The sequence below is a fragment of the Mesorhizobium sp. M0317 genome, assembly GCF_040321555.1.
Lineage (GTDB): Bacteria > Pseudomonadota > Alphaproteobacteria > Rhizobiales > Rhizobiaceae > Mesorhizobium.
This window is the reverse complement of sequence record NZ_JAMYRV010000020.1, coordinates 36,224-53,734: the sequence shown is the minus strand read 5'-3', so window position 1 is coordinate 53,734 and position 17,511 is coordinate 36,224. Positions and strand designations below refer to the sequence as shown.

At 62.1% G+C, this 17,511-nt stretch carries 15 protein-coding genes; 7 read left to right on the top strand and 8 right to left on the bottom strand.

The annotated features are described in order from the left end of the window. Window positions 1–22: 22 nt before the first annotated feature. A complete protein-coding gene (gene pgl / locus NKI88_RS15975) occupies window positions 23–739 on the bottom strand; it encodes a 6-phosphogluconolactonase (RefSeq protein WP_023701816.1) in 717 nt (238 codons plus the stop codon). Beyond that, window positions 721–2,190, bottom strand: coding sequence for a glucose-6-phosphate dehydrogenase (gene zwf, locus NKI88_RS15970; protein ID WP_023669307.1), 1,470 nt, complete (start codon window positions 2,188–2,190; stop codon window positions 721–723). The genes pgl and zwf overlap by 19 nt, the downstream gene beginning before the upstream one ends. Window positions 2,191–2,510: 320 nt before the next feature. On the opposite strand from zwf, the gene NKI88_RS15965 reads away from it, so the two are divergent. The 3 genes from NKI88_RS15965 to NKI88_RS15955 all read left to right on the top strand — a co-directional run bounded on the left by NKI88_RS15965 (window position 2,511) and on the right by NKI88_RS15955 (window position 6,114). Beyond that, a complete protein-coding gene (locus NKI88_RS15965; protein ID WP_031205266.1) occupies window positions 2,511–3,257 on the top strand; it encodes an SDR family oxidoreductase in 747 nt (248 codons plus the stop codon). Between the two features lie 180 nt (window positions 3,258–3,437). Continuing rightward, on the top strand, window positions 3,438–4,733 hold the full coding sequence (locus tag NKI88_RS15960) for a Mur ligase family protein (protein ID WP_023815093.1): 1,296 nt from the start codon (window positions 3,438–3,440) through the stop codon (window positions 4,731–4,733). Between the two features lie 85 nt (window positions 4,734–4,818). Beyond that, entirely contained in the window at window positions 4,819–6,114 is a 1,296-nt protein-coding gene (locus tag NKI88_RS15955) for a Mur ligase family protein (protein ID WP_352656056.1), read from the top strand. Window positions 6,115–6,135: 21 nt separating this feature from the next. On the opposite strand, the gene NKI88_RS15950 is transcribed toward NKI88_RS15955, so the two are convergent. The 3 genes from NKI88_RS15950 to NKI88_RS15940 form a co-directional block, all read right to left on the bottom strand. Next, window positions 6,136–6,981 (bottom strand): SH3 domain-containing protein, encoded by an 846-nt coding sequence (locus NKI88_RS15950; RefSeq protein ID WP_352656054.1) that lies wholly within the window; start codon window positions 6,979–6,981, stop codon window positions 6,136–6,138. A gap of 275 nt (window positions 6,982–7,256) precedes the next feature. After that, on the bottom strand, window positions 7,257–8,543 hold the full coding sequence (locus NKI88_RS15945; RefSeq protein ID WP_352656052.1) for an NAD(P)/FAD-dependent oxidoreductase: 1,287 nt from the start codon (window positions 8,541–8,543) through the stop codon (window positions 7,257–7,259). A gap of 127 nt (window positions 8,544–8,670) precedes the next feature. Then, entirely contained in the window at window positions 8,671–10,107 is a 1,437-nt protein-coding gene (locus NKI88_RS15940) for a glutamine synthetase family protein (protein WP_023681878.1), read from the bottom strand. Between the two features lie 147 nt (window positions 10,108–10,254). On the opposite strand from NKI88_RS15940, the gene NKI88_RS15935 reads away from it, so the two are divergent. Further along, entirely contained in the window at window positions 10,255–10,962 is a 708-nt protein-coding gene (locus NKI88_RS15935) for an HAD family hydrolase (protein ID WP_352656050.1), read from the top strand. Between the two features lie 30 nt (window positions 10,963–10,992). On the opposite strand, the gene NKI88_RS15930 is transcribed toward NKI88_RS15935, so the two are convergent. From NKI88_RS15930 to aceA, 3 genes are all read right to left on the bottom strand, one after another. Beyond that, the gene (locus tag NKI88_RS15930) at window positions 10,993–11,454 is read right to left on the bottom strand and encodes a response regulator (protein ID WP_352656098.1); all 462 of its coding nucleotides are present in this window, start codon (window positions 11,452–11,454) and stop codon (window positions 10,993–10,995) included. Window positions 11,455–11,731: 277 nt separating this feature from the next. After that, window positions 11,732–11,974 carry an SMc00767 family acetate metabolism repressor gene (locus NKI88_RS15925; RefSeq protein WP_352513154.1) on the bottom strand — a complete coding sequence of 81 codons (243 nt, stop codon included), beginning with the start codon at window positions 11,972–11,974 and terminating at the stop codon, window positions 11,732–11,734. A gap of 52 nt (window positions 11,975–12,026) precedes the next feature. Next, window positions 12,027–13,316, bottom strand: a complete 1,290-nt coding sequence (gene aceA / locus NKI88_RS15920; RefSeq protein WP_352656048.1) for an isocitrate lyase — start codon at window positions 13,314–13,316, stop codon at window positions 12,027–12,029. A 245-nt stretch (window positions 13,317–13,561) separates the two neighbouring features. On the opposite strand from aceA, the gene NKI88_RS15915 reads away from it, so the two are divergent. The 3 genes from NKI88_RS15915 (at window position 13,562) to NKI88_RS15905 (ending at window position 17,148) form a co-directional block, all read left to right on the top strand. Continuing rightward, window positions 13,562–14,989, top strand: a complete 1,428-nt coding sequence (locus NKI88_RS15915; protein ID WP_352656046.1) for a helix-turn-helix domain-containing protein — start codon at window positions 13,562–13,564, stop codon at window positions 14,987–14,989. Window positions 14,990–15,133: 144 nt separating this feature from the next. After that, window positions 15,134–16,033, top strand: coding sequence for a DUF2167 domain-containing protein (locus NKI88_RS15910; RefSeq protein WP_031244436.1), 900 nt, complete (start codon window positions 15,134–15,136; stop codon window positions 16,031–16,033). 161 nt (window positions 16,034–16,194) lie between these two features. Then, a complete protein-coding gene (locus NKI88_RS15905; protein WP_352656044.1) occupies window positions 16,195–17,148 on the top strand; it encodes a DMT family transporter in 954 nt (317 codons plus the stop codon). The last annotated feature ends 363 nt before the right edge of the window (window positions 17,149–17,511 follow it).

The window sequence follows — 17,511 nt, the reverse complement described above, 5'->3', positions numbered from 1 at the left end:
GCCGGGACTACTTTGCGTGAAATCAGGGTGCCCAGAACACCTCTACCGGGGTGGGTGCCGCTTCGAGCACTTTGCGGATGGGCTTTTTCGCGCCCGGTCCCATCGCATCGTCGAAGGCGGTGCGCTTGTCCTCGCCTTCTATATGCAGCGCGATGAAGCCGGCGTCGACGATCCGCGCCAGCGGCAGCGTCAACCGGGGTTCGCCGGCGCTTGCCGCGTGAACCGGCAGCACGATCCTTGATGAGGCTGGGTCGAGCAAATCGCCGAGATTCTCGGCGTCGGGAAAGAACGAGGCGGTGTGGCCGTCGCCGCCCATGCCGAGCACGACGACATCGAGGGGCCAGGGCAGAGCCTTCAGCGCCGCATCGTCGGCCGCCGCGGCGGTCTCGATGCTTGCCGCCTCATGGTAGAGCGGCACGAAGTGCGCGGCAGCCGCCTTGTTCTGCAGCAGGTTGGCCGCCACCAGCCCCGCATTCGAGCGCGGCGAGGAGGCCGGCACGAACCGTTCGTCGACCAGCGTCACCGTCACCTTGTTCCAGGCGATCGGAATGGCCGAAAGTGCTGCAAAGAACTTTGCCGGCGTGGTGCCGCCGGAAACGGCAAGCAGGGCCGTGCCGCGCTCGTCGATGGCCTTGGTCAGGCGCGCCGCGACATTGCCGGCAAGGGCTGCCGCCAGATCCTGGCGCCCGGCAAAGCCGTTCCAGTTATAGACGGGCTCGCTCAATTGCTTTCGTGCCATGTCCGCCCGTCGCGTTCGATCAGCGCAATCGAGGCCGAGGGACCCCATGTGCCGGCCGTATAGCCTTGCGCCTCCTGCCTGGCGCTTTCCCAGGCGTTCTGGATCGGGTCGATCCACTTCCATGCCGCCTCGACTTCGTCGCGGCGCATGAACAGCGTCTGGTTGCCGCGGATAACATCCATGATCAGCCGTTCATAGGCGTCCGGCGCGCGACCGTCGAAAGATGTTGCAAAGCTCATGTCGAGCGGGATCTGGCGCAGCCGCATGCCGCCCGGGCCTGGATCCTTGATCATGATGAACTGCTTGACGCCTTCGTCGGGCTGCAGCCGGATCACCAGTTGGTTGGCTGAGATCGGCCCGGCGCTGTCGCCGAAGATCGAATGCGGGATCGGCTTGAACTCGATGACGATTTCCGAAACGCGGGTCGCCAGCCTTTTGCCGGTCCGGAGATAGAACGGCACGCCGGCCCAGCGCCAATTGCCGATCTCGGCCTTGATGGCGACGAAGGTCTCGGTGGAGCTGTCTTTGCCGAGTTCCTCGACATAGCCTTTCACCGCGCCGCCTGCAGAGGCGCCGGCGCGGTACTGCCCGCGCACGGTGTGCTTGGGTGCCTCATTGCCGTTGATGCGCTTCAGCGCCCGCAGCACCTTCAGCTTCTCGTCGCGCACGGCATCGGCATCCATCGACGATGGCGCCTCCATGGCAACCAGGCAGAGCAGCTGCAGCATGTGGTTCTGCACCATGTCGCGCAGCGCGCCGGCCTTGTCGTAGTAGGTGACGCGGTCTTCAAGACCGACGGTCTCGGCCACCGTGATCTGCACATGGTCGATATGGGCAGAATTCCAAAGCGGCTCATAGAGCGCGTTGGCAAAGCGCAGCGCCATCAGATTCTGCACCGTCTCCTTTCCGAGATAGTGGTCGATGCGGAAGATCTGGCTTTCGTGGAAGTCGTCTCCAACCACGTCGTTGAGCTTGCGCGCCGAATCGAGGTCGCGGCCGATCGGCTTCTCCAGCACGATGCGCGAATTCGGCGTGATGAGATTGTGGGCTTTCAGCTGGTGCGAGATGTCGCCGAACAGCGCCGGCGCAACCGCCAGATAGAAAGCGCGAATGCGGTCGCTTTCGCCGATCGCCTTTTTCAGCTTGTCGAAGCCGGCACCCGTCGTCGCGTCGGCCGATACGTAGGACAGCCGGGCAAGAAATGTCTTGAGTTCCTCGGCGTCGATGTCGGCCGGCTTAACATGCTGGGAAATCGCCTGCTTGGCGAAAGCCTGGAATTCCTCGTCGCTCATCTTGGAGCGCGAGGTGCCGATGATGCGGGTCGGCTCGGAAAACTGGTGGTCGCGCTGGCGGTGGTAGAGCGAGGGCAGCAGCTTGCGTTCCGACAGGTCGCCGGTGCCACCGAAAATGATGAAGTCGAAAGGCTCGACGGGAATGATCTGGCTGGTCATGGTCTGTCCGCTTTGACGCCGCTCGCTGTGACGCGGCTGGATATAATCTAATCGATTTAAATTATCCAGTGCCATGGTGTCACATAAGGACAAATCACTGCATATTGATTCGGTCCAAATGTGCCTTGACACTGGCTTGCACCCGGAGGCCTTTCGTCAAGCGATGGTCCCGGGGCTTTCGCGCCTGCAACATAAAGCGGGAATGTGACGAAAGCTAATGCGTGTCGCCCAGAAGTGCGAAGCGGTTCTGGGAGACAGACACGCATCAAACAAAAAGGAAAATGCGCTTGCGAGGTGGGTCTTCAATGAGCGGAAAAAGCATGCGTCTGGAAAACAAGGTTGCCGTCATCACGGGTGCTGCGTCAGGTTTCGGCGAAGGCATGGCCAGGCGCTTTGCCGAAGAGGGCGCCAAGGTCGTCGTCGCCGACCTCAACGCCAAGGGCGCGAAGCGCGTTGCAGCAGAGATCGGCCAGGCCGCGATCTGGACCCAGACCGACGTTTCGCAGCGTTCCGAATTCGACGAGATGGTCCATGCCGCAGAAAGCGCCTTCGGCCGCATCGATATCATGGTCAACAATGCCGGCTACACCCATCGCAATGGCGACATGCTCGAGGTCGACGAGGCGACCTTCGACCTGATCACTTCAGTCAACATGAAGGCGATCTATCACGCCGCACTTGCCGTGGTGCCGATCATGGAGCGGCAGGGCGGCGGCGTCATCCTGACCACGGCTTCGACCGCCGGTTTGCGGCCGCGTCCGGGGCTCACCTGGTACAATGCCTCGAAGGGCTGGGCGATCACCGCGACCAAGTCGATGGCGGTCGAACTCGCGCCCAAGAACATCCGCGTGAACTGCCTTTGCCCGGTCGCCGGCGAGACCGGCATGCTGGAGAAATTCATGGGCACTGACACGCCCGAGATCCGCGAGAAATTCCGTGCCTCGATACCGCTCGGCCGTCTGTCGACGCCGCTCGATATCGCCAACGCTGCGCTTTGGCTTGCGTCGGACGAAGCCGCCTTCATCACCGGTGTGGCGCTGGAGGTCGACGGCGGCCGCTGCATTTGAGCAATTCGGGAAGTACCTCGCTGTTCGCAATGCATGGCAGGCAGAGCCACATCGGCAAGAGTTCGCATCGGTGCGCCGGCCAGCCGAGGAACGAACAGTTGACGTCGTCACGCCGGACCCCCGTTTGACTTCTCGATCCCCCAAAAGGCATAACGGGATCGTGGATAGTGTTGGCGGGTGATGAAGATCAGGCAGCAGAAAAGTCGCTACGATCTGGGATGGCGGCTGCGGCTTTACCTGGCCACGCGTGCGCGGGCACAAAGCAAGGCGATTTTCATCGGCATTACCGGAAGCTCCGGCAAGACCACGGCGGGAAGCCTGCTTGGACACATCCTGGCCGGTCATGGTTCGGTCCACACACAGGTTCTGGCCAACACTATGAAACTGTTGGTCTCGACCCTATCCAGGCGAATGGGAAAGGGCGGCAAAACCGACTACGTCGTCTTCGAGGCTGCTGCATTCGGCCCGGATACAATGAAGCCCATGGCCGAGTTGCTTCGCCCCGACGTGGCTGTTGTCACAATGGTCCGGCTGGAGCATCGGGCCAGTTTCAAGACTGTGGAAAACGTCGCTCGAGAAAAGAGCGCCCTAGTCGCGGCGCTGGAGCCGGGCGGCTTCGCGATGCTCAATGCCGATGACCCTCTTGTGATGGGCATGGCCTCGGCGAGCTATTGCCGTTCCGTCACATTCGGCACATCGGAGCAGGCGGATTATCGCGTCAGCGATATCGAGGCAGCCTATCCCAAGCCGTTGCGGTTCTCGCTCCACTGGCGCGGCGGTGTGCTCGATATCGAGACGTCGTTCCCCGGCCAGCATTTCTGGCTGCCGACGTCAGCGGCGGTTGCAACCGCTCTTGAACTGGGCGTGCCTGCGCAGATGGTCAAGGACAGAACCGCGACGTTCCAGCCTCTGGAAAATCGCGGCCAGGTGCTCGTCCCCGCGGGCGGCCCCCACTTCATCGTGGATGCCGCAAAGGCGCCCTGGCATTCGCTGAGCCTTGCCTTCGACATGGTAGCCGGATCGACATTCGGGCGAAAACGTATCGTTCTTGGCCAGCTATCGGATTTTTCCGGCTCGAATAACAGATATGCCCAAGCCTACAGCAGCGCGCGCGAGATTGCAGACCAGGTGATTTATGCCGGCGATCATGCCCATCGCTCCAAGGCGAACCAGGCAGATCGCGACAGCGGCCGCTTCATCGAATTGCGCACGGCCAGGGAAGTGTCGGACTACATCGCCCAAACCGCGCAGCCTGACGAGTTGATCCTGCTCAAGAGCTCGTCCAATCTGCACCTCGAGCGTGTCGCTCTTGCCTGGACCCACGACGTCCAGTGCTGGGTTTCGGTATGCGGCAAGACCGAGGGATGCGAGCAATGCGGCCTCTATGAAGTGCCGTTTGAGCAGCACCGTGAGTTTGTGGCGCAGAGAAAATCGAAGCGCCGCAAGCACAGACTGCTGCGGCTCCTCGGCCGCTAGAATCTTTGGCTGAAGCACGCCAGCGCCCGTTTGACTCTGGAACTTGGCACGACGCATATTAGGCTGGGCTAAAAGCTGGCGGGGTGTGAAACTGGAATTGCTGATAATTCGCAAGGACTTGGGCTGGGCGCTGCGACGGCTGCAGGCGCGCTGGGTGCGGGCGCGTAACAAGGCGACGTTCATCGGCATTACCGGCAGCTCCGGCAAATCCACATCCACCAGCCTGCTTGCACACATACTGGCCGCCCAAGGCAAGGTGCATCTACAGGCCCAGGCCAATACAATGCCTGCGCTCATCCGAACGCTTTACAAGCGCCTGAGGAAGGCCGGCAAAGTCGATTACGTCGTTTTCGAAGCCGGCGCTTCCGACTTCGGCACGATCAGCGCCATGGCGCAGATGCTGAAGCCGAGTGTGGCGGTGGTTACGATGATCCGTCTGGAGCATTTCGGCAAGTTCAAGACTCTGGAAGCTGTGGCGGGAGAGAAGCGGGCGCTGGTCGGGGCACTCCAACCTGATGGACTTGCGGTTCTCAATTGCGATGACCCACTGGTGATCGGCATGGCGTCTGGCGCGAAATGCCGGATTGCGACCTTCGGCCAGTCCGGCGAGGCAGACTACCGCGTGAGTGACGTGCATGCCGCGTATCCGGAATTGCTGCGGTTCACCCTTCATTGGCGCGGTGGCAGCCTGAATATTCAAGCGCCTTTTCCCGGCGAGCAATTCTGGCTGCCGACTGCAGCGGCTGTTGCCGCCGCCTTGGAACTTGGCGTCCCGCCAGAGCAAGTCGTAGCGAGAACGGCATCGTTTGCACCACTGCCCAACCGCTCTACGGTGCAAGAGGTATCCGCGGGCCCGAAATTCCTGGTCGATACGGCCAAAGCGCCCTGGCATTCGCTCAACATTGCTCTGGAGATGATTGCAAAGGCCAAGGGTGCTCGCAAGCGCATTGTGCTGGGGCAGATATCCGACTACGCCGGCTCGTCGAGGAAATACGGCGCCGCCTACAACATCGCGCGCGAAATCGCCGATGAGGTCATTTATACCGGCGACAATGCGCATCGCTCGCGCGCCAGCCAGGCCGACCGCGACAGCGGCCGTTTCATTGAGCTTCGCACTGCCAAGGAAGTTTCGGATCATATCAAACGGACGGCAGTCCCAGGAGAACTGATTCTGCTGAAAAGTTCGTCCAACCTTCATCTGGAAAGGATCGCGCTCGCCTGGACACACGACGTCAAATGCTGGGTCCCGATATGCCGCAAGTCGGAAAGCTGCCAAATGTGCGGCCTCTACGAGGTGCCGTTCGAGGAACAGCGGGATTTCCTGGCGAAGCGCAAACTTGCTCGCAGGAGACACCGTTTCAGGTGGTTGCTCGGCGGCTGACCAGATCTGGCGGCTTGCGTCTCAATCCCCGGTCTTGATGTAGCTCTTGTAGATCCAGCCGCGCTTGCCGTTGTAGACGATCTGGCACCATTTCTTGCAACTCATCACCTGCACCGACGACTTGGCGGGCACGGTCCCCATGGCGGCGGCGTTTTTCTGCGGACCGCTGCGCATTGTCACCGCCCTGAGGATGCGTCCGGTGCCGGCGGCAGCAGCCACCTTCTGTGGCTTGGCCTTGGCCTGGGTATCGTCCGTTGCGGCGGAAGATTGCTCGTTTGGAAGTTGCGGTTTTGGCGTCGGTATGGCGGCGGTCTCGGCGTCGTCGTCATTGGCGGGAGCAGCGACCTTTGACAGCTGCGTCGTGGCGTCGCTCTGCGCCGCCGGTTCTTCGAATGCCGCGGCATCAGACGGTTTGGCGGCAGCCTGCTCGGCAGGCGCCTGATCGGATGGCGTCGCGGCAGGGTCGCTGTTGGATTGCGCCGCAGTCCAGCGCGGATCGTTCGCCGACAGCGGCGGCATGGCAGCCCCACCGGCAGCGACCGTCGATGAAACCGCATCGCCCTTGCGCGCGGCTTGTGGCGCCGCTACCGCGGCAGCCGTGGCCGCGACCGGGGCAATCTTGGTCGTCTTGACCGGAAAAGTCGGAACGTTCTGCTGTGTGCTGGCGACCGCTTGCCGGTCGCTGGCCGGCAACGCCAGCCAAAGCGCTATGCCCGCCACGCCAAGCAGCGCTGCGGTGCCGACCGCGGCGATCACCAGATGCGAATTCGTGCGCACCCCCTGCCAGAAGGAGGGCCGCATGTCATAGCCGAATTGCATGGCGAAGCGCCGACGTTCCGGCGCGCCGAAACTGAAGGGCTCGTTCACTCTTGCCACCTCCAAAAGATGAGCCGGTGTTCTTTCGATCGGCGCCGGCAGCCCGGCATTCGATCGGCATCGGTCCCAACAACAAAGCGGGCAGGCCCGCAGAAATCCCCGTTCAATCGCCCAGAACCGGCATCCTTTGCCCTTGATTGTGGCATCAGTGCGCCCTCAGAGGAATTGTGCGCTCTTGTTAAGGATTCTGCAACGTCTCGCTGCGGCAACCAACAGCTCAATAGAATCAGCTCAGTACCAGCCACGGCCGATATGAGATACTTTCTCTATATTCGGTCCCTCAGGGAAAACCAGTTCAGTGCCAAGAACAATAATGGCGTTCTAAATCGCCGGCCGCCGGGAAAAGCCGGGATGTTCAGGTCCTCGATCAGCTTCAGTCTGTCGCGGTTGCCGGCGACGGTCTGGGCATAGAGCTTGCCGAAGAAGTTCGACAGCATCACGCCGTGGCCGGAATAGCCTCCGGCCGAGATCACATTGGGCATCACCTCGCGCACGAACGGTTTCCTGGGCATGGTGATGCCGACATAGCCGCCCCAGCCATGGGTGATCTCGACATCGCTCAGTTCCGGATAAAGCTCGGCTATCTGCCGGCGGATATGGACATGGATGTCCTTCGGATCGTTGACGCCATAGACCTCGCGCCCGCCGAACAGCAGCCTTCCATCCCTGGATTTGCGGAAATAACGCACGACGAAACGCGAATCGTCGACCGCCTCGCCGCCCGGCAGCACTTTCGAATCGACGCCCAGCGGCACCGTCGCGCCGATGAAGGAACCGATGGGCATGATGTGCGCGGCACTCACCGGCTCGAGCGTGCCGCCATAGGCATTTACACCGATCAGGCATTTCTGGGCGGTGATGGTTCCTCTCGAAGTCGTCACCCTGACCTTGCCGCCGCTGGAGGTAACACCGGTCGATAGTGTCTGCTCGAACAGGTGCGCGCCGGCCGCTGCCGCGACCTTTGCCGTGCCGATCACCAGCTTCATCGGGTGGATGTGTCCGGTGCCGGTGTCGCGGGTGCCGCCGAAGTAGCGTGTGGAGCCCAGCCGTTCGGCCGTTTCCCTGGCATCCATGAAGGCGATGTGCGGATAATTGAAGCGGCCCGCCATGATCTCGGCATGCGCCTTGTAGTCGTCGAGATAACGCGGCTTGTGCGCCACGGACAACTGGCCGGGCATATAGTCGATGTCGATCTGGTTGACGGCGGCGAATTCGAGCAGGTGCGCTTTCGCCTCCTCGGCAAGGTCGAACAGCGCCTTGGCGCGGGAGAAGCCGTATTCGGCCTCCATCTCTTCGGCCCAGGCGCGCTGGCCCGTGCCGAGCTGGCCGCCATTGCGCCCTGAAGCGCCGTCGCCGAAGCGATGCGCCTCGATCAGAACGACGTCGGCTCCCGCCTTCGCCAAATGAGCGGCCGCCGACAGCCCGGTGAAGCCACCGCCGACGACGACGACGTCGCAGCTGCGGTCGCCCTCCAGGGCAGGGTACTCAGGGCGTGGTCCGGCTGTGTCTTCGTACCAGGAGCGACCGGGGGAGATAGGTGATTGGTAAGGCATGGGGACACCAGCCAATGGTGAATGGTGAATGGTGAATGGCTGCGAGACGCACGACGTCTGCGCTCATCCATCCAATATGAAACTACTCACCATTCACTATTCACCATTCACACGACGAAGTCGCCGCTCACACGTTGAGCAACAGATACTCCCGCTCCCACGGGCTGATCACTTCCATGAAGGTCTCGAACTCCGCCCGCTTGATCGCTGCATAGGTTGCGGCGAAGGACTTGCCCAGAAGAGCGCATAGTTCCTCGTCGCCTTCGAAAAGATCGACGGCTTCGAGCAGGCCGCGCGGCAGGTCGATCTCATCGGCGTTTGCGGTGGTCAGCACCGGAGGCTCGGCCTTGATCTTGTTGGTGATGCCGATCAGCCCGCAGGCAAGTGAGGCCGCCAGCGCCAGATAGGGGTTGGCGTCGGAAGACGGGATGCGGTTTTCGACACGCCGCGCCGCCGGATCCGAGCGCGGCACGCGGAACGCCGTGGTGCGATTGTCATAGCCCCATTTGTTGTTGACCGGCGCCGAGGCCGACTGCGTCAGCCGGCGGTAGGAATTGACGTAGGGAGCAAACATCACCAGTGCGTTCGGCACATGCTTCTGCATGCCGCCGATGAAATGGAAGAAGTCGTCGGTTTCCGAGCCGTCCTTCGCCGAAAAGATGTTCAGCCCGGTCTTCTTGTCGATGATCGACTGGTGGATGTGCATGGCAGAACCTGGCTGGCCCTGGATCGGCTTGGCCATGAAGGTGGCATAGATCTCATGCTTCAGCGCTGCCTCGCGAATGGTGCGTTTGAACATGAACACCTGGTCGGCGAGCTCGACCGGATCGCCGTGACGCAGATTGATCTCGAGCTGGCCGGCGCCTTCCTCGTGGATCAGCGTGTCGATCTCCAGGCCCTGGCTTTCGGAGAAATGGTAGATGTCGTCGATCAGTTCGTCGAACTCGTTGACGCCGGCGATCGAATAGCCGGCTCCGCCGCCGATTGGCCGCCCGGAACGCCCGACTGGTGGCGTCAATGGGTAATCCGGGTCGGGGTTCTTGCGCACCAGGTAGAATTCGATCTCGGGCGCCACCACCGGCTTCAGCCCGCGCTTGTCATAGGCTGCTACCACGCGCTTCAGGACGTTGCGCGGCGTGAACTCGACCGAACGGCCATCCTGATGGACGAGGTCGCAGATGACGGCGGCCGTCGGGTCTTCTTCCCACGGCACGACGGTCAACGTCGACAGATCCGGCATCAGCTTCAGGTCGCCATCATCCTCCGGATAGTGGAAACCGTTGCCGTCCTCGGGATAACCGCCCGAAATCGTCGTCATGAACACTGCCGATGGCAGCGCCAGCGAGGTGTTGGAAGTGAATTTCTTTGACGGCATCATCTTGCCGCGCGCGACGCCAGCCTGATCAGGCGTGATGCATTCTATGTCTTCGATGCCGCGCCATTCCAGCCAGGCGCTGACTTCCTTCCAGTTCTTCACGCCGCGTTGATTTTTCACGAAGGCAGGCGTTCGGACGCGTCCTCCGCGGGTCGACGGACGGACTTCCTTTTTCGCAGGCGGCATCATTCACCAGTTTGGGTTGCAATTATCACAGTATAGCTGTTGCCGGTGATGGAAGGGAAGGGGAGCTGCCTGTCTTCGCCTTCCTGGTTGAAAATCGCGCCACGCAGATTAGGGTCAACCTCCCGCAGATCGAGCAGCAGAAGACACCGTATGCCAGGCAAATTGACCACGATCGGCTTCGACGCCGACGATACCCTATGGCAGAACGAACAGTTCTTCCGCCTGACCGAGAAGCATTTTGCAACCCTGCTCGCCGACCATGGCGATGCCGAGCACATTTCGGCACGGCTGCTGGAGGCCGAGAAGCGCAACCTTGCCGTCTACGGCTTCGGCATCAAGGGCTTTACCTTGTCGATGATCGAGACGGCAATAGAAGTGACCGAGGGCCGTGTGCCGGGGTCGACCATTGCCGAAATCCTTGCCGCCGGCCGCGACATGCTGGGACATCCGGTCGAGGCTTTGCCGCATGCGCGTGAGACCGTGGAAAGGCTCGCCGGCGCCTACCATCTGGTGCTGATCACCAAGGGCGATCTGTTCGACCAGGAGCGCAAGCTGGCGGCGTCCGGCCTTGGCGACCTGTTCGATGCCGTCGAGATCGTCAGCGACAAGAGCGCCGCCACCTATGCCAGGATCTTTGGCCGCCACGGCAGCCCGCAGGACAGCATGATGGTCGGCAATTCGCTCAAGTCGGACGTGGTGCCGGCCATCGAGGCCGGGAGTTGGGGTGTGTATGTGCCGCACGAGCTGACCTGGGTGCTCGAACACGTCGAGCCGCCGGTCGAGGCACCGCGATTTCGTCAGCTTGTCGATCTTGGCGAACTGCCGGCTTTGATCGAGAGCATCGGCAAGGAAGGCTGACCGCCCCGCACGCGTTCGGGCGGATTGCGATCAGCCGCGCCCGAGACTGATCAGCCGGTCGACCACCGGCTGCAGCCTTTCGGTGGTGATCGGCTTGGTTACCACCACATCGACCACGCTCGACAGACCCAGGCTGTCGGGCGTGCCGGTCTTGGTTGAAAGCAGGATCACCTTGGGGAGCGACCGCCCATATCTCCGCCGCAAGGCGTCGATGGCCGCCATCAGCGCGCGGCAGTCCTCGTTGTCGGGGCCGCCATCGAGAACGACGGCGCCCGGAATGAGGGTTCGCAATGTCTTGGCCGCCATTTCGGGCGACTCGGAGATCGGCTTCAGTCCGGACTTCTCGACGATCTTCGACACCACCACCCGGTTGATCGGCGATTTTCCAACGACCAGCACGTGGGAGAAATCCGTTGATATCTCGGAGTTCGCGTCCCTGCTTGACGAATTCAGATGTTTGGCGGTGTCGGTCTCGCGGTTCACAGGGCACATGGGCGGGGCGGGCACTCGGCGCTGCTTCAATGCAGGGTTGAAATCCGAGAGCCAATTGGCGTGAGATCGCCCGCCATGTCAAGCTGAAATGACGGACCTGCGAAATATAGCCGGAAATATTAAACCTCGGAGATAAGGTCTGTTTTCGAACTGTAGTTAAGTTTACGCTCAAAAGCGAAAGTCACCCGTGCTGAAAACCCGCGGGCGACGTTGAAATCGGCCAGTGAGCGGCGGGGCCCATAAGTTCCACAAGCACAAAGCTTCCGTAAGGGAAAGATCAGCCGTGACTCTTCTGCGTGACGATCACCGGGATCAGCAGGTCGCCCCAATTGCCGTCGCCGCCATGATGCCGGGCCGAGCGCACCAGTTCCACCGAGACGCCGGCCTCGACTGCCTTCATCACCGATTGATTGAGCCTGTGCAGGTCGTTGGCCAGCATGCGGATGGTCGCCTGTTGGTCGACACTCATCGTGGTGGACTGCTCGTCTGCACGTTCCTTGACGCGGCTTATCGATGCCATTTTCTTCTCCCTTGCCCTTCGGGCGTTTCCTCTGTTGGTTATGTCGATCGGTTCATTCCGCTGCCGGCTTGAACTGGGCGTGCTCGGTGGATTCATGCATGGCGGTGGTCGACGACTGGCCGCCGCTGATCGCCATCGACACGGCGTCGAAATAGCCGGTGCCGACCTCGCGCTGGTGCTTGGTCGCGGTGTAGCCGTGGACTTCCGCCGCGAACTCGGCTTCCTGCAGTTCGGAGTAAGCCGCCATTTGCCGCGCCTTGTAGCCGCGGGCCAGTTCGAACATGCCGAAGTTGAGCTGGTGGAACCCGGCCAATGTGATGAATTGGAACTTGTAGCCCATGGCGCCGAGCTCGCGCTGGAACTTGGCGATCGTCGCGTCGTCGAGGTTCTTCTTCCAGTTGAACGACGGCGAGCAATTATAGGCGAGCAGCTTGCCCGGATGATGCCTGCGCACGCCTTCGGCGAATTTCTTGGCCTGCGCCAGATCGGGCTTGGATGTTTCGCACCAGATCAGGTCGGCATGCGGCGCATAGGCAACGGCGCGCGCTATGCACGGTTCGATGCCGTTCCTGACCTGGTAGAAGCCTTCAACCGTGCGGCCGGCATCGTAGTCGACGAAAGGCTGGTCGCGCTCGTCAATGTCGGAGGTCAGAAGCTTTGCCGCTTCCGCATCGGTGCGTGCCACGACTAGCGTCGGCGTGCCCATCACGTCGGCCGCCAGACGCGCCGCGTTGAGGTTGCGGATATGCGCGGCGGTCGGGATCAGCACTTTGCCGCCGAGATGGCCGCACTTCTTCTCAGAGGCCAGCTGGTCCTCATAGTGGACGCCGGCAGCGCCGGCCTCGATGAACGCCTTCATGATCTCGAAGGCGTTGAGCGGTCCGCCGAAGCCGGCCTCGGCATCGGCGACGATCGGCGCGAACCAGGTGTCGACCGACAGGCCGTTGCCTTCCGAGGTCTCGATCTGATCGGCGCGCTGCAGCGTGCGGTTGATGCGCTTGACCAGTTCGGGCGCCGCATTGGCGGGATAGAGCGACTGGTCCGGATACATGGCCGACGCGGTGTTGGCGTCGGCGGCTACCTGCCAGCCCGAGAGATAGATTGCCTTCAGCCCGGCACGCACCTGCTGCATCGCCTGGTTGCCCGACATGGCGCCGAGTGCATTGACGAAGTCTTCCTCGTGGATGAGCTTCCACAGCCGGTTGGCGCCCATTTCGGCAAGACTCTGGCGTATCTGGACCGACCCGCGCAGCCGCTTCACATCGTCCGGCGAATAGGGTCGTTCGATGCCGTCGAAGCGGCCTTCGGGCGCGGATGGGACAAGATTGTAAAAATCAGTCATTGGTCACTCCAGACGAATCGATGCTAGTGTCTTGAAACGCCGCGCCCTGGGATAGTGTGCGTCGTCTGTGTGTGACATCATTTACATTGCGCCGCGACGAGAGCGAGGAAAACCGCTATTTCCTGTAGAAAATAAGAGAAAACCTGTGTTGTGTTTGACTGCCTGCCGCTGTAAATCTGTCATGATTGTAAAGGTGCGCCGTTCATCGCTCGCAAGTCGTGTAAATTTCCTGTCAAGGAAAGCCGATGGCCGACCAGAAGATCTTTGCCGGGCCGCGCATCCGCCGCATCCGCATCGCCAAAGGCCTGACCCAGACAGCGATGGCAGAGGGGCTCGGCATCTCGCCGTCCTATCTCAACCTGATCGAGCGCAACCAGCGGCCGCTGACGGTGCAGCTGATCCTAAAGCTGGCCTCTGTCTACAAGGTCGACCCGCATGAATTGCAGGGTGAGGCGAGAGGGTCGATCTCGGCCTTGAAAGAAGTGTTCGGCGACCCGCTGCTTGCCGGTGAATTGCCGGGGGACCAGGAACTGATCGAACTGGCCGAGGCGGCCCCCAACGCATCGGCTGCGATGATAAAACTGTTTCGCGCTTACCGCGAGCAGGTCGAGCGGCTGTCCGATCTCAACGAGCTTCTGGCGCGCGAGGGCCGCGCCACGGCGCTGTCCGGTGCGCGGCTGCCGATCGACGAAGTGCACGAGATTTTCGAGCGCCGGCCGAACCATTTTGCAGCACTCGAGGAGGAGGCCGAGGCCTTCACCTCGGTGCTCGACCCCGGCGACGATCTGTTCGGCGCGCTGAAGGCGTGGCTGAAGCGCGAGTATGGCATCGTCGTCAAGGTGCTGCCGGTGGCCACCATGCCGAACTGGCGCCGCCGTTATGACCGTCATTCGCAGCGTCTTTTTCTATCGGAGCGGCTGTCGCCGTTCGACCAGTTGCGCGAAGTCGCCATGGAGGCCTGCCTGATCCGCATGACGGTCGCTGTCGCCGGCGAAATTCAGGCGCTGAAGCTCGGTACGGACGAAGCCCGCCGGCTCGCCCGCTTCGAGTTCGGCCGCTACGCCGCCCATGCCTTGATGATGCCCTATCAGGCCTTTCATGCCGCCGCCGTGCGGGCTCGTTACGACATCGATGTGCTGCGCTCGCGTTTCGGCGTCTCCTTCGAACAGGCGGCGAACCGCCTGACCATGCTGCAGCGTCCTGGCTTGTCCGGGGTCCCGTTCTTCATGCTCGAGGTCGACAATGCCGGCAACCGCTTCCGCAAGGCCGGCGGCCAGGGCTTTCCGCAAAGCCGCTTTGGCGGCGGCTGCCCGAAACTGCCGGTCCATGCCGCTTTCGCTTCGCCTGGCCAAATCCTGGTCGAGGCGGTGGAAATGCCCGACGGCGCCGAGTTCCTCTGCATCGCACGCACGCTCGAGGGGCCGCAGGGTTCGTTCTCCGAGCGCCCGCGCCGCACCGCGCTGCTGTTGGGCTGCGATATCGGCTTTCGCGACGAGATCGTCTATGGCGCCGGGCTGCCGGCAAAGGCCGGACAGGGCGCCGCCACGCCGGTCGGTCCCGCTTGCCGGCTGTGCGAACGCATCGGCTGCCTCGCCCGCGCCGAGCCGCCGGTGACCCGCCCGCTGGGCCTCGACGAGATGGTGACGGGCCTGAGCGCCTTCGATTTCCAGTGATGCTTCTCGGGCTGGAGGTCGCGGAAGACTGCAGCTGTTTGCGCAATAGAGCGCGGCCCGAACCCTCGCCGAACCAAATATTGATTAAGCATCGGCGCTGCGCTATCGAAGGTGAGCTGCAGGGCAGCCAAGGGGGGACGGCTTATGAACAGGAAAGCTTTGTGGCTTGGCGTGGCGCTTGCCCTTTTGGCGGGGCCTGTTCTGGCAGAAAAATCCTCGGAATTCTTCAAGGACTATCAACAGTATAGTGACGACGGCAAGGCATTCCTGGACAAGATCGATCCAAAGACCGGCGCGGTCGACCTTCCCGAAGGCATCCATCTCGATCTCAAGGACAAGTTCTATTTTCTGGGCAAGAAGGACGCGACGTCCGTCCTGACCGAGGCCTGGGGCAATCCGCCTGATACCGCGTCCGAAGCAATCGGCATGATCTTCCCGGCCAAGTACGAGCCCATCGCCGGCAACGGTTGGGGCATCGAATTGCGCTATGAAAAGATCGGCCATGTCGATGACGCCGACGCCGCATCCATCGACTACACCGAACTGCTGAGCAGCATGCAGGCGGACACATTGTCGGCCAACGATCAGCGGGTAAAGGACGGCTTTCCCCCGATCAAGCTGATCGGCTGGGCCTCGCCGCCGGTCTATGATTTCGTCCACAAGCGGCTGCACTGGGCCAAGGAACTGCAGTTCGGAGACGATACCGTCCACACGCTCAATTACGACGTCCGTTTCCTCGGCCGGGAAGGCGTCTTCGTGATGAGCTACATCGCTACGGTCGAACAATTGCCGGAGATCAAGCAGAGCCTGGACGAAGTGCTGGGCGTGGCGGACTTCAACACCGGCAAGAAATACACCGATTTTCTGCCAGGCACCGACACGGTCGCCGCGGTTGGCATTGGCGGCCTCATCGCCGGAAAACTCGCGGCAAAGGCCGGCCTGATTGCGGTCGCGCTCATCGCCCTGAAAAAGTTCGGCATTCTGCTGCTGGTACCGTTGGCCGGTCTTTGGCGCTTTATCCGCGGCAACAAGGGCATGTCCTAGAAACGGCGGTGTTCGCCCGTATGGCTGCCGGTTGGCGGTGCGCCAAAGGGAATGCCGGGCTGGATCACGTCCGGGGGTAGCCTATGCGCTAGGCGAATACGGCACGTTTCTGTCGTCCATTGTGCATCATGCCACCCCGAGATAGCCGACAGTCGCACCCCATGACCGATACCGCATCTTCTCCAATCGCCGCACCGCCGATCGTCTCGCCGCGCGAAGAGCGGGTCGGCTTGCTGCTGGTGTTCCTGTCGGCGCTGATGTGGAGCTTTGGCGGCACCATCGCCCGCTTCATCGACACCGCTGACAGTTGGACCGTGGTGTTCTGGCGATCGCTGTGGGCGGCTGTGTTCCTGATTTGCTTCATGGCCTGGCGCGACGGCTGGCGCGGCATGTTGCGGCTGTTTCGCGACATGGGCCTGCCCGGCCTTGCCGTGGCCGTCTGTTTCGCCACGGCGTCGACGTGCTTCGTTGTCGCGCTCGCCTACACCACCGTTGCCAATATCCTGTTGATGCAGGCCGGTGTGCCGCTGCTGGCGGCATTGCTTGCCTGGGTGCTGTTTCGCGAACGCGTCGCCATCGCGACCTGGGTGGCGATCGCCGCCGTCATCACCGGCGTCGCCATCATGGTGTCGGAATCGCTCGACGGCGCCGTATCGCCCATCGGCGACGGGCTGTCGCTGCTGATCGCCGTCATGTTCTCGATCGCCACTGTCATCACCCGGCGCTTCGCCCATGTGCGCATGACGCCGGCGACGTGCCTCGGCACGATGCTGGCAGCGGCTTTCGCCGCATCGCAAGCCACGCAGTTTGCCACGTCGGCCCACGACATTGCTTTCCTGTTTGCCTTCGGCGTCATCAATCTCGGGCTGGGCCTTGCCTTCTTCGCCACCGGCGCGAGGCTGGTTCCGGCGGCGATCGCAGCACTCCTCGGCACGTTCGAGCCGATCCTCGGACCGATCTGGGTCTGGCTCGTCCATGGCGAGGTGCCCTCGGTGCGCACCATCATCGGCGGCGCGGTGGTGGTCGCCGCGCTGCTCGTCCATATCGGGCTTGAATTCAAGCGCCAGGCGAGGCCTGCACGGCCGGGGACCAGCGGCCTGCCATCGCCTAATTGACCGCCTTTCCCTTGGTTGACAACGTCTTTCCCTATTAGGCTCGTCTTTCCTAATTAACGAAGCCGCACGCCATATTGACCGGGCTTGCCCCGCGCGGGCCATTGACAACCTTGCTGCGGCACGGGCAGGCTGGGGCACGGCAACAACAAGACAGGCTTATCTTGCCAAGTGTCCCCGCCGGTCGGACCAAGACCGGACCACAGCGTCGTATCCCTGCCCGCGCCACGGCGAAAGCCTCTGACTGCGTCAGCGCGCCCGCCATGCGGGCACACAGAGCCATGATCTGCCGCTTGTCGAACCGCCCGGATGGCGCCGGCAGTTCACGCTTGTGGCTGCCCGGAAAGCTCAATACTCTGAAGCAAA

What these genes read in the sequence shown, in the direction of transcription:
- pgl (WP_023701816.1), bottom strand. Translation starts at nt 739, where the DNA reads ATGGCACGAAAGCAATTGAGCGAGCCCGTCTATAACTGGAACGGCTTT.
- NKI88_RS15915 (WP_352656046.1), top strand. Translation starts at nt 13,562, where the DNA reads ATGGCCGACCAGAAGATCTTTGCCGGGCCGCGCATCCGCCGCATCCGC.
- NKI88_RS15965 (WP_031205266.1), top strand. Translation starts at nt 2,511, where the DNA reads ATGCGTCTGGAAAACAAGGTTGCCGTCATCACGGGTGCTGCGTCAGGT.
- NKI88_RS15945 (WP_352656052.1), bottom strand. Translation starts at nt 8,543, where the DNA reads ATGCCTTACCAATCACCTATCTCCCCCGGTCGCTCCTGGTACGAAGAC.
- aceA (WP_352656048.1), bottom strand. Translation starts at nt 13,316, where the DNA reads ATGACTGATTTTTACAATCTTGTCCCATCCGCGCCCGAAGGCCGCTTC.
- NKI88_RS15940 (WP_023681878.1), bottom strand. Translation starts at nt 10,107, where the DNA reads ATGATGCCGCCTGCGAAAAAGGAAGTCCGTCCGTCGACCCGCGGAGGA.
- NKI88_RS15925 (WP_352513154.1), bottom strand. Translation starts at nt 11,974, where the DNA reads ATGGCATCGATAAGCCGCGTCAAGGAACGTGCAGACGAGCAGTCCACC.
- NKI88_RS15930 (WP_352656098.1), bottom strand. Translation starts at nt 11,454, where the DNA reads ATGTGCCCTGTGAACCGCGAGACCGACACCGCCAAACATCTGAATTCG.
- zwf (WP_023669307.1), bottom strand. Translation starts at nt 2,190, where the DNA reads ATGACCAGCCAGATCATTCCCGTCGAGCCTTTCGACTTCATCATTTTC.
- NKI88_RS15960 (WP_023815093.1), top strand. Translation starts at nt 3,438, where the DNA reads ATGAAGATCAGGCAGCAGAAAAGTCGCTACGATCTGGGATGGCGGCTG.
- NKI88_RS15935 (WP_352656050.1), top strand. Translation starts at nt 10,255, where the DNA reads ATGCCAGGCAAATTGACCACGATCGGCTTCGACGCCGACGATACCCTA.
- NKI88_RS15910 (WP_031244436.1), top strand. Translation starts at nt 15,134, where the DNA reads ATGAACAGGAAAGCTTTGTGGCTTGGCGTGGCGCTTGCCCTTTTGGCG.
- NKI88_RS15905 (WP_352656044.1), top strand. Translation starts at nt 16,195, where the DNA reads ATGACCGATACCGCATCTTCTCCAATCGCCGCACCGCCGATCGTCTCG.